Here is an 11,861-nt window from a genome sequence, read left to right as displayed (position 1 = left end):
CAATGGCACGAGACAGAAGCAGCGGCGGGCGACGCGGCAAATCCGGGCGCGCGGCGGCGGGAATCGAACAGCTGCCCTGGCAACAGGTGCGCAACAGCTATCCGCCGTTCGAGCTGTTGAACCCTGAACAGATGGATCAGCTGCATACAACCTCGATGCGCATTCTGTCCGAGGCCGGTATCCGGGTGATGGGCGACAATGTTATGGACATTTTCGAACGCGCGGGGGCCATCGTAGACCGCGACACCAAGACCATCCGTATGGACGAAACCATTGTCGCCGAAGCGTTGAAAACGGTGCCCTCGGAATTCACGCTGACCTCTCGCAACCGCGCGAAACAGATTACGCTGGGCGGCGATCATGTGAATTTTGGTTTGGTTGCCGGGCCGCCGAACGTACATGACTGTATCAATGGCCGCCGTCAGGGTAATTACGATGACTATTGCAACTTCATCCGGTTGGCGCATCATTTCAACGCTATCCATCTGATCGGCAATCAGGTGATGGCCCCGATCGAAATGCCCGCCAACAACCGCCATCTGGACACCTACAACGCCAACCTGAGCTATAGCGACCTGAGCTTTCACTGCACCGCTATCGGGCGCGGGCGGGCGATGGATGGCATCAACATGATGGCGATTTCGCGCGGTCAGAAACCCGAGGACATGCGCGGCGATCCGGGGGTGATCACAATCATTTCGGTGAACTCTCCGCGCCTGTTCGACGATGCCATGGGTGACGGCCTGATCGCGATGGCCGAGTATGGTCAACCGGTGACGGTCACGCCGTTCACTCTGATGGGGGCAATGACACCGGTCACGCTGCCTGCCGCGCTGGCGCAACAGAACGCCGAGGCGCTGTTCGGTGTGGTGCTGACGCAGTTGGTCAGCCCGGGAGCGCCTGTCATGTATGGCTCGTTCACCTCGAATGTGGACATGAAATCCGGGGCCCCGGCTTTTGGCACACCGGAAAATGCCAAGGCGAATATTGTCGGCGGGCAGCTGGCGCGGCGCTATGGCATTCCGTACCGGACATCGAACGCAAATGCATCCAACGTGGTGGATTTGCAGGCGGCATACGAAACGATGATGGCCACATGGGGCGCGGTTCTGGGAGGGGCCAATATCGTCTATCATGCCGCCGGCTGGCTTGAAGGCGGGCTGACCGCATCTTATGAGAAATTCGTCATGGATATCGAGATCATCCAGAACATGATGGAATTCCTAAAGCCGATGAAATTTGACACGGATGAACTGGGCCTGGACACCATCAAATCGGTGCCCACTGGCGGCCATTTCTTTGGCGTCGATCACACGATGGAACGCTATGAGACCGCGTTCTACAAACCGATGCTGTCCGACTGGCAGAACTATGAAAACTGGGAGGCGGCCGGAGCCAAGGACGCCCTGCAACGCGCCACCGAGGTTTGGCAGCAGGCGCTACGCGAGTATCAGATGCCCGAGATGGACCCCTCTGTGCGTGAGGAGCTGGATGCCTATATCGCCAAACGCAAGGAAGAGATCGGCAGCGGCGAACCCTGATGGAATATCGGGGCGGGGGGGGCGACCGTTGCCCCGGTTCGGTTACAGCAGATCGAACAACCGGCCCGGCAGCGCCTCGTGGCGTGGCAGACGCAGCGCCCGCATCATGCAGAACATCATCGCCTGATTTGAGGTCACTACCGGCTTGTCCAGCGTGTCCTCGATCTGCTCGATGGCCTCGACTGCGCGCATGTCGGTGCAGCTGAGCACGACGGCTTGCGCGTCCGGGTGGTCTGCCTCACAGGCGAGGTCGTAAACCTCGTCCGGGGTCAGCTCTCCCTGTCCGTAATTGCCCAGCTCGCGGCCAACATCGGCACAACGCACGGTTTCGATGTCGTTTGCGGCCATGAAATCCATCGCCTGCGTGTTGATTTCGCCCAGATAGGGCGAGGAAAAGCCCACTTTCGTCACCCCAAGCGCCTGAATGGCGGCGATCAGCGATCCGGCGGCTGTCAGCGATTGCGCTCCCGATCCGGCCTTGATCTGCTGCGCCAGATCGGCGTCGAATGACGGCCCATGGGTCAGCGTGGCCGAGGTGCAGCCGTACAGCACCACATCTGGCCGCACGCCCGAAATCATCCGCAAATCGTGGCTGATGTCCGAGGCCCCAAGCCCCGCCATCTGGTCAGAACCTGGGATTTCATCGACATCATAACCACCCATGCGCTGGAAATGCACGGTGGTGTCCTGGCAGCGCATCAAGGCCATATCGGCCTCGAGGTTGGTGTTAGTGAAGGGCACCAGAACGCCGATCTTGGCCCGGGTACGCGTTTCGTGGCTCATGACGTTATCTTTCTCAGAACGGCCAGACAGCGATCCATCACCGGTGTGTTGCAGATCGTGGCGCGCAGGCAGTCGGACAGACCATAGCCGCCCATACCGCGCATCAGCAGTTTCTCGGCCCGTAGCGCAGCGTCGGCCTGTTGCGCCTGCTCGGTCGAGGCAAAGTGGATCAGCACGAAATTGGTGTGGCTGTCCGGCACGATCAGCCCCAGATCGCGGCAGTCCTCCGCGAACCGATCGCGAATGGTTGCCGTTTTCGCGACCACGTCCCGCATATGCGCCTGATCGCGCATCGCCGCCGCTGCCGCAGCCTGCGAGGCAATCGAGATGTTGTTGGGGTTCAACAGCTTGCGCAGCTCTCGGGCGATGTCGGTGGGGAAATAGCCCCACCCGGCGCGTGCCCCGGCCAGCCCGTAAGCTTTGGAGAAGGTGCGCGTGATAACGGTATCTCCCCGGTCCGCCAGCCCGAAAACCTCAGTCGGATCGTTGGCGGCATCGGCGAATTCGGCATAGGCCTGATCGACCACCAGCAGCACGTCGCCGGGTAGCGCGTTGCGCAGGCGCAGGATGTCGGCATTCGGGATCAGCGTGCCGGTGGGGTTGCCCGGGTTGCAGACAAACACGATGCGGGTGGCGGGGGTGACGGCGGCCAGAAGCGCATCGACCGAGACGGTCAGATCGACCTCGGGCGCGGCCACGTATTCGGCCTGCGCCTGTGCTGTCGCCGAAGCGACGAAGGCATAACCATATTGCGTGCCCAGCACGTGATCGCCGGGCCCGGCAAAGGCGCGGATCAGGCAGCCGATCAGCTCCATCGAGCCCGCGCCACACAGCACCCGCGCCGGGTCGACCCCGTGTACCCCGGCAATGGCCGCGCGCATGTCGGGCCATTCGGGATCGGGGTAGAGCGTCAGATCAGCCAGCGCTGCCTGCCCGGCCGCCACGGCGGACGGACTGGCCGGAAAGGCGCTTTCGTTTTGCGCCAGCGAGATGGTGCCTTCACCACCCAGATCGGCCAGCGCATAGGCGCCCATGGCGCCAACATGAGAAACCGGGCGGATCATGTGTCACCTCCGTAGGCTTTGGCCCCCTCGGCACTGATCAAACCGCGTTTGAGGTCCAGCGCCAGCGCATCCGAGTTGCGGTCGCCCGGATCGCCGAAACCGCCACCACCGGGAGTGTCGAAGATCAGATAATCGCCGCCTTCAACTCGCAGCTCTCCCTTGCCGGGAATGTCGCTGCCGCCTTCGCGAAGGCGGATGCGCCCGGGCGCGCCGGGTTTGCCGCCCATGCGCCCAAGGGCGGGGAACTTTAGTCGCTCGACTGACAGGAACACGATGAAGGGCGCACCGTTGGACGAGGTCATCTCGATCCGTTGCCCCAGCCCGCCTCGATACTTGCCCGCGCCGCCGGAATCCGTGCGCAGTTCGCGCCGCCAGATGGTGACGGGCGCGACGCTTTCGGTGATCTCCACCTGCGAACCGAACACGCCCGAGGGGTAGGCGGTGGCTGACAGACCATCCGCATGCGGCCGTGCACCGGTGCCGCCATTATGTACCGGTTCCACTGCGAATTCGCGCCCACCATCGCGGGCCACCTCGGGGGCGTGGCGCATGGGCAGGTCGAACATGCAGCTTGCGCCCTCGGCAGGCACTGCATCAGGCAGCGCCTGATGCAGGCAGCCCAGCACCAGATCGGGTGTCACCTGACCTAGCGTGTGCCGCATCGCCACCGGCACCGGGCGCTGTGCGTTCAGGATGCAGCCCTTGGGGCCGTCGACGGTGAACGGCTCCAGCGATCCGGCATTGTTGGGGATGTCCGAGCCGACGATGCAGCGCAGCGCAAACACGGTATAGGCGGTGGCATAGTTCAGCGGCACGTTGATGCCCTTGCGCGAACAACCCGAGGTGCCGGTGAAATCCACATGCATCCCCGATTTACTGACGGTCAGAGCTGCGTGCAACTCCAGCTCATTCTCATAGCCATCCATTTTCAGGACGTTTTTGTAGATACCTACGGGCACCTCGGCGATGGCCTCAAGCGTGCCACGGCGCGAAGTGTCGATGATATAGGACCCTAGCGCATCCAGATCGGTCAGGCCGAACTCTTCCATCATCGAAACCAGCCGGTTCACCCCGGCCTCGCAACAGGCGATCAGGGCATAGATGTCGCCCTCGTTGGCGATGGGTTCGCGGCTGTTGGCGCGGATGATGTCCAGCAGCAGCGCGTTGGGGATGCCTTCCTCGACCAGTTTACAGGGCGGGATCAGCAGCCCCTCGTCATAGATGTCGGAGCCTTCCGGCCCCATGCCCAACCCACCGAGATCGACCAGATGCGAAGTGCACGAGGTGAAGCCCACCACCTTGCCATCCTTGAACGCGGGCATCATCAGCAGGAAATCGTTCAAATGCCCCGAGGCCAGCCACGGGTCGTTGGTCATGTAGATATCACCCGGTTTCATGGTCTGAACCGGGAAGGCGGCGCGCAGGTGCTGCACCGCTTCGGCCATGGTGTTGATATGGCCCGGCGTGCCGGTTACCGCCTGTGCCAGCATCCGGCCGTTGACGTCGAAGATCCCGGCGGAGATATCGCCGCATTCGCGCACGATGGGCGAAAAGGCGGCGCGGATCAGGGTTTGGCCTTGTTCTTCGACCACTGCCAGCAAACGGTTCCACATCACTTGCAGGCGGGCGGGGGAAAGATCGGTCGCCATCATGCGCCTCCTTTCTGGTCCTGAACCAGGACGAGGTTTCCTATGGCGTCCACATGGGCCGAGAAATCAGTCGAGACCAGCGTGGTGGTCTGCGGCTCGTGGATCAGCGCCGGGCCGCGCACATGGTCGCCGGACTTCAGATCGGCCCGCGCCACGAAGGCGGCCTGTTTCAGCGCGCCGTCCACATCGCAGGTGACCGGGCGAGTGTCGGGTGCGGTGAAGGTCGTCAATGCAGGTGTAGCGGGCACTGGTGGCACGGCGCTGTCAAGGGTCGCGACGCGCACCGCCCAGTTGAGAATCTCAATCTGCATCCCCGGCACCGGGCGTGAGAACTGCTTGCGATATTCTTCCTCAAAGGCGGTGGTCAGCGGTGCAATATCGTCTGCTGTCAGATGCCGGTCGGGCAGAGTGATCTCGATCTCGTGACCCTGACCGTTGTAGCGCATGAAGGCGGTGCGCTGTGTTTCGGTCGGGGCATCGCCCGCGCCTTGGGCAACCACGCCTTTGGCCTCGACGATCATGGTCTCGAACAGCGCGTTGATCTCATCCATGTCCATGCTGTCCAACAGCGAATAGCGCGAGCGGACGATTTCGAACGACACGGGTGCGAACAGGAAGCCCACGGCAGACCCCACGCCCGGATTGGGCGGGATTACAATGCGGCTGACCCCGGCGGATCGTGCCACCCGGCTGGCATGCAACGGCCCGTTGCCGCCAAAGGCAATCATCGTGCGCAGTCCAAGATCCTTGCCCGATTCCACCGCGTGCATCCGGCCTGCGCTGGCCATGCTTTCATCGACGATGCGGCTGACGCCGTCGGCTGAGCCAACGGCATCGAGATCTAGTTTCGACCCGATCACCCGGCTCAGCGATTGTTTGGAGCCTTCGGGGTCCAGCTTGATATGCCCCTCGGCAAATGTGTCGGGCACGATGTAGCCCAGCGTAATGTCGCTGTCTGTCACCGTGGGCTCGGTGCCGCCGCGCATGAAGGCCACGGGTCCGGGTTCAGACCCCGCCGATTTCGGACCCACGGTCAGGCGTCCCAGCCGGTCAACTCCGGCGATGGACCCACCGCCCGCGCCGATCTCGATCATCTCTATCACCGGGATGCGCACTGGCATGCCCGAGCCCTTTATGAACCGCGCGGCGCGGGCGATCTCGAACTGGCGCGAGGTCTGCGGGCGGGCCTTATCGATCAGGCACAGCTTAGCGGTGGTGCCGCCAACGTCAAAGGACAGCACCTGATCCAGCCCGGTGCGGGCGGCGATGCGGGCGGCCAGAATGGCCCCTCCGGCGGGGCCGGATTCCACCAGCCGGATCGGAAAACGCGCGGCGGTGCGCACGGTGCACATGCCGCCGCCCGCCGTCATCATCAGGATCGGACAGGTCACGCCCTCGGCCTCGAACCGGTCGACGAAACGGGCCAGATAGGTCTGCATCAGCGGCTGGATATAAGCATTGGCGACGGTGGTGCACAGCCGGTCGAACTCGCGCGCCTCGGGGCTGACCTCGGACGAGATCGAGACGGTCAGATCGGGCCGCTTCTCAGCCAGCACATCGCGTAGGCGGCGTTCATGGGCGGGATTGGCATAAGCGTGCATCAGGCAGATCGCTATGGCCTCTGCGCCGCTCGCGTCGATATCGGCCAGCAGTGCGTCGATGGCCGAGTCTTCGAGCTCGATCAATACCTGACCACCCGCCGACATGCGTTCGCGCACGGTCAGAGCACGCTCGCGCGGCACCAGCAGGTCAGGCTTCTCGAGGTTGATATCGTATTGCGAATAACGCCGCTCATACGCGATTTCCAGGATGTCGCGAAAGCCTTCGGTGGTCACCGTTGCCACCACCGCGCCGCGACGTTCGATCAGCGCATTGGTCGCCAGGGTGGTGCCGTGGATAAAGCCGGTCACCTGATCCAGCGTCCGGCCCGATTGCTGCATTATTCGCGCGGCCCCTTCCATGGCGCCGTCGGCAGGGTTCTGATGGGTGGTCAGGGTCTTGGTGGAGGCCAGGATTGTCTCTTCGCCAGAGACAAGGACCGTATCGGTAAAGGTGCCGCCAATATCGATGGCCAGGCGCAGCGTTTGAGTTGTCATGAGGTCTTCCGAAATTTCTGTAATCGCAGCGTGAAGCAAAAGGACCGAGGCCCTGCTTTATGCAAGGATCACAAGATCACAGCCGGTTGCGCGGCGGTCCGTGGGATTCGGAATATCAGTCTGTGTCATGGGCGAAATGTGCAGTTTCAAGATAGCCGCAGCAAGCTGGATTGCGACAGAAAGGCCTGCAAGCGACATCTATCGGCGTAGCAGGCCCGAAATCTGCCGAAACGGGCCGTCAGGCGGCCAGCGTGTGATTTGGTGTTCATGCCGCCCTTGGTTCGACCAATCAGACGATCACGCCCCCTTTTTGGCAACCACTATGGTCGCGCTACAGTGTGATTTCAGATAGTTCGCGTCGATCATTACGACCTTTTACGCGTCGTATTCCGCAGCGTGCCCAGCCATCATCCGCGCGAAAAACCTTTCTTGCTCCAGCACTTCCATCTGCTGTAGAGACTCCTTTGCGGATCATAGGTGACAGGAGCATCACGCCAGCGCAAATCATTCGATTGAATAAGATTATTTCGCTCAACACACGCCTGTCGTCGACCCCGGGTTTTCCAGGCGACTTTGGCAAGAAGGGTTTGGACGGGCCATCTGCGCGTCAGCAAGCCCTTAAAAGATCACTCATGTCAAAACTCCGTTTTCCGAGACGTGAGGCATGCGGTGTGATCTAGATCAATAGGTCCGGGTGCGAGCGTGATAGCAGCTAAAGCCAAGCTAATCTGAATCTGCTTGAGCGAGAAAGTCACGAGATATCACGTGGAATTTATACTGGCCGTGTGTTAGCGCGGTTTTAGGCAATTATTTATTTGGAGCTACCGTGAAAATCGCAGTTGTAGTTGGCGCGCGCCCTCAGTTTATTAAATTGGCTCCGGTGAGCAGAGCACTTCGTTCCATGCCGGGTGTAACAGAGCTGCTGATTCACACAGGACAGCACTATGACGATTCGATGTCTAAGATTTTTTTCGACGAACTAGAAATTGCAAAACCCGACATCAACCTATCGGTGAACTCAGGCAGTCATGGTGCCATGACAGGACTGATGATGCAGAAACTTGAACCCGTCATTCAAGAACATGAACCAGATGCGCTCCTTGTTTTTGGAGATACGAATTCAACATTGGCGGGTGCATTGGTCGCCTCAAAACTTCATATCCCGGTGGCGCACGTAGAGGCCGGGCTGCGCTCATTTAATCGAAAGATGCCCGAAGAAACGAACCGAGTTCTAACGGATCACATTTCCGACCTTCTGTTCACGACTTCCAGCGACGCTGTGGAAAATCTGCGAAGAGAAAGCATTTCGGAGAGCAAAATTTTTGAAGTCGGTGACGTGATGTTCGACGCAGCACTACACTTTGGTGAAAAGGCCAAGCAGAAATCAACAATTTTGGCTGACATTGGGGTAGACGCAAACGGATTCATACTTGCGACGATCCATAGAGCTGAAAATACGGATTCGCCAGAAACGTTAATAAACATTGTTGATGGTCTGGAGGCGGTTGCGAAACAACATCCGGTTGTCTTGCCATTGCATCCACGTACTGCCGCAAGGATAAAAGGAATCGGTCTTAAATTCGAACATGTCCAAACGATAGACCCAGTCGGTTACTTGGATATGGTCGCTCTAGAAAGCAATGCGGTGCTGGTTGCTACGGACTCTGGCGGAGTGCAGAAAGAAGCGTATTTCTACGGCGTCCCTTGCGTAACTCTTAGAACGGAAACAGAATGGGTTGAGCTTGTTGAAAGCGGCTGGAATCGTATCGTTTCGCCCATAGAAGGGGATATCGAGGATGGTATCCTCAGTGCGATAGGGACTAGCGGAAATCAGATAGAAATCTATGGTGATGGAACCGCTTCGCAACAAATCGCACAGATACTAGCCGCGCGAGTTTAAATACCTTCATAGAGCGCCGCCAACTTCTTGGCTTGCGCAGGCCAGCTGTAAGTCTCCCAAAGCTTCCTTCTGTTGGCGGCGCTTAACGTAAAGCGTTCGGGATGATCCAAGACATCCCGAATAGCTTCAGCAATGCTCAGAGGATCTGTTTCGTCCATTGCTCGTCCGAAACCGAGAGACTCTGCAAACCGACGCATCTCTGGAAGATCTGAAACACAAATTGGTACGCCAGCAAATGCTGCCTCAAAAAGCTTGTTGGGCATTGCGTAGCGGTGATTGAGCGATACGTCCTGAAACGGGCATATAGCGAGGTCTGCTGTACTAATTGCGACTGGTACATCTGGAGCTGCCACAGGTGGAAGCAAGGTAACGCGATCATCCACACCTAGGTCATGAGCGACACTCATGAACCACTTGTCGTTTCGGAGGTGCCGTGGGCCCATCGAAGCTAACTTGACTTCGGGAAGATGAACCAAAGCCTCAAGAACTTTATCTAACCCACGATGTGACATTTGAATGCCACCAGTAAAAATAATCAAGGGCGCCCCGTCAGCAACGTTTGCCTGAGCACGGATAGAAAGCTGATCCAACGCCTTTTCTTTACGACTATCCATGTAATCAACATCTATCTCTGGAGCATTGAGGATAAGTGTCGGACTATCTTTGAAGCGTTTGGCATACAAATCTGCGATGGACGACGATACGGTGATCATATAATCGACGAAGGGGAGACAATCGTCTTCTAGGTTTTCTGCAAAGTTCGATCCATCAGTTGGATTCTTCGTCGCCCGCGCTGGTTCGTATTCATGTGCGTCGTATACAAGCTTCGCCCCAAACTGTTTTGCAAGCACAACGCCTGCCGGGAGACAATAGATGTCATGAGCATGAATGACGTCCGGGGTATCATCAAATCTGAGGTTGCAGAGGTTTTCAGCGAATAAGAGAGAGTTTAGTTGATAGAGTTTGAAGAACCCTTCCCTGACCTCTCTGGCGTCAGAACTAAACAGCTTCAGATCTCTCCGGGCGTCACCAATTCCGGATGTCAGCTTAATCTTCCAGAGAAGCCGTTTGTGAGCAAACTTACGTTTCCGTCGTTCTCGGCCACTGTAGTTTTTGTAGTACATCGGGTCGAGCTTCAGAACTTCTTCATCTGACAGAAACTCTCGAAACTTGGATTTGAGTCTATTCAATCTCGCTGCAGACTTAATATAGGGCAGAACGCGCTTATCTACTTCATCCGAAACACGATCCACAAAAAAGAAACGCTTTAGCATGTCGCTGGTAATATGTTCGGAAGATTGCCAATTGAATCGCGTGATCCGAATGCCATCGATGCTGTCTTCTTGCTGCATGCCCCCTGGCCAGTCGCAGAAGATATGTACGTTATGGCCCGCTGCTTGAAGCGCGCGCGCTTCTTTAAGAACGCGCGCATCCGCCGTTATCTCGTGGTAGGTAAGACAGAAAACGGTTTTTTGAGATTTGGGGCGGGTGTCTGACATCGGTCGAAGATCAATCTAGCTCTGACAATTCCGGACCGCTCTAACAGAGGTTGATCGGGGTTTCCAGCGTGATTGGCGATGCTTGAAATGCCTGCGTCTATTGACTTCCCAAAGAAATTCTTGGAAGCGCTGTAGCACAATTTGAGCACTTGGGACGCACCGAATGAGCAACTTCGCACTAATAGGAACCGCAGGATACATCGCGCCGCGCCACATGAAGGCGATAACGGATACCGGAAACACGTTGTTGGCTGCTCTGGACACAAGCGACTCCGTTGGGATTATCGATAGCCACTTCCCCGATGCACATTTTTTCACAGAGTTTGAGCGTTTTGATCGCTATGTTGACATGTTACGTCGCAGCGAAGCGGGCAAAATTGATTATGTCTCGATCTGCTCGCCGAATTACCTCCACGACAGCCACATGCGGTTTGCATTGCGTTCTGGCGCCGATGCGATCTGTGAGAAGCCGCTGGTGTTGAACCCAGAGGATATCGATGGCCTGGAAGCGATTGAGCAAGCGACTGGACAGACCGTAAACACGATCCTGCAGTTGCGCGTACATCCCTCGATCATTGCTCTGAGGGACAAGATTCGAAACAGCCCCAAGGATACCAAGTACGAGGTCGATCTGACTTACATCACGTCCCGTGGACGTTGGTATCTGGAGAGCTGGAAGGGGGATGTCCGCAAATCTGGCGGTATTGCCACCAACATCGGCGTGCATTTCTTTGACATGCTGCACTTCCTCTTCGGAGATCTTCAGGCGAACCATGTGCATCTCAATGCCTCGACCAAGGCCGCGGGCTATCTTGAGTTTGAACACGCCCGGTGCCGTTGGTTCTTGTCGCTGGACGTAAATGACGTTCCGGCAGAGGCGCGAGAAACCGGAGCCAGAACCTATCGCTCCATCACTATTGATGGGGAAGAGATCGAATTCTCGGGCGGATTTGCCGACTTGCACACGCGAAGCTACGAAGAGATTCTGAACGGGAACGGGTTTGGATTGAATGAAAACCGGCCTGCAATTGCGATGGTCAGCCATATCCGCAATGCCTCGATCGAAGCAAGCAAAGGTGAGCAGCATCCGAAGCTGATGAGCAGCAAGGTACTCTGATCAAACGGATCGTCTGCATGTTATCCCACCACCCATGACGTTTTGGGCACTGGGCAATACAGGGAAACGGTCTGCCCAGTTATTAGTACTGCGGTAATTCGTGCCAAACAGACCCGTTGTATTAAGTCTTTGCCGACGAATAAACATGGTCGAGCGGTGCCGGATTATGTATGGGAAACTGCAGAGGTACAGCTTGCAGAAATTCCTCAAGA

The 11,861-nt window shown here is 57.8% G+C and carries 8 protein-coding genes and 1 pseudogene; 3 read left to right on the top strand and 6 right to left on the bottom strand.

Going from position 1 to position 11,861, the window contains the following annotated elements; all coding sequences use genetic code 11:
- The first annotated feature begins 2 nt into the window (after positions 1 to 2).
- On the top strand, positions 3 to 1,541 hold the full coding sequence (locus tag ACR0MJ_RS09645; protein WP_480760822.1) for a trimethylamine methyltransferase family protein: 1,539 nt from the start codon (positions 3 to 5) through the stop codon (positions 1,539 to 1,541).
- Positions 1,542 to 1,583: 42 nt separating this feature from the next.
- Here ACR0MJ_RS09645 and ACR0MJ_RS09640 read toward each other — a convergent pair whose 3' ends face one another.
- The 5 genes and pseudogenes from ACR0MJ_RS09640 to ACR0MJ_RS09620 form a co-directional block, all read right to left on the bottom strand.
- Positions 1,584 to 2,324 (bottom strand): aspartate racemase/maleate isomerase family protein, encoded by a 741-nt coding sequence (locus ACR0MJ_RS09640; protein ID WP_170407387.1) that lies wholly within the window; start codon positions 2,322 to 2,324, stop codon positions 1,584 to 1,586.
- Complete coding sequence (locus ACR0MJ_RS09635; protein ID WP_480760821.1) at positions 2,321 to 3,388, bottom strand: pyridoxal phosphate-dependent aminotransferase; 1,068 nt, start codon at positions 3,386 to 3,388, stop codon at positions 2,321 to 2,323. Before ACR0MJ_RS09635 ends, ACR0MJ_RS09640 begins: the two co-directional genes overlap by 4 nt.
- Positions 3,385 to 5,037, bottom strand: coding sequence for a hydantoinase B/oxoprolinase family protein (locus ACR0MJ_RS09630; RefSeq protein WP_480760820.1), 1,653 nt, complete (start codon positions 5,035 to 5,037; stop codon positions 3,385 to 3,387). The genes ACR0MJ_RS09635 and ACR0MJ_RS09630 overlap by 4 nt, the downstream gene beginning before the upstream one ends.
- Complete coding sequence (locus ACR0MJ_RS09625; protein WP_480760819.1) at positions 5,037 to 7,133, bottom strand: hydantoinase/oxoprolinase family protein; 2,097 nt, start codon at positions 7,131 to 7,133, stop codon at positions 5,037 to 5,039. The genes ACR0MJ_RS09630 and ACR0MJ_RS09625 overlap by 1 nt, the downstream gene beginning before the upstream one ends.
- A 248-nt stretch (positions 7,134 to 7,381) precedes the next feature.
- Positions 7,382 to 7,733 (bottom strand): annotated as a pseudogene (locus ACR0MJ_RS09620) (transposase); the annotation flags it as partial.
- Positions 7,734 to 7,959: 226 nt separating this feature from the next.
- On the opposite strand from ACR0MJ_RS09620, the gene wecB reads away from it, so the two are divergent.
- Positions 7,960 to 9,033, top strand: coding sequence for a non-hydrolyzing UDP-N-acetylglucosamine 2-epimerase (wecB, locus tag ACR0MJ_RS09615; RefSeq protein ID WP_170407375.1), 1,074 nt, complete (start codon positions 7,960 to 7,962; stop codon positions 9,031 to 9,033).
- Here the strand turns inward: wecB and ACR0MJ_RS09610 are convergent.
- Positions 9,030 to 10,532 (bottom strand): glycosyltransferase family 4 protein, encoded by a 1,503-nt coding sequence (locus ACR0MJ_RS09610; RefSeq protein WP_480760818.1) that lies wholly within the window; start codon positions 10,530 to 10,532, stop codon positions 9,030 to 9,032. The two genes, wecB and ACR0MJ_RS09610, sit on opposite strands and share 4 nt — an antisense overlap.
- 163 nt (positions 10,533 to 10,695) lie before the next feature.
- Here ACR0MJ_RS09610 and ACR0MJ_RS09605 point away from each other — a divergent pair, with 163 nt between their 5' ends.
- A complete protein-coding gene (locus ACR0MJ_RS09605) occupies positions 10,696 to 11,649 on the top strand; it encodes a Gfo/Idh/MocA family oxidoreductase (RefSeq protein WP_480760817.1) in 954 nt (317 codons plus the stop codon).
- Positions 11,650 to 11,861: the final 212 nt, after the last annotated feature.

This window comes from Ruegeria sp. C6, assembly GCF_056537625.1.
The sequence above is the reverse complement of the archived record's forward strand: the minus strand, read 5'-3'. Positions and strand labels throughout refer to the sequence as shown.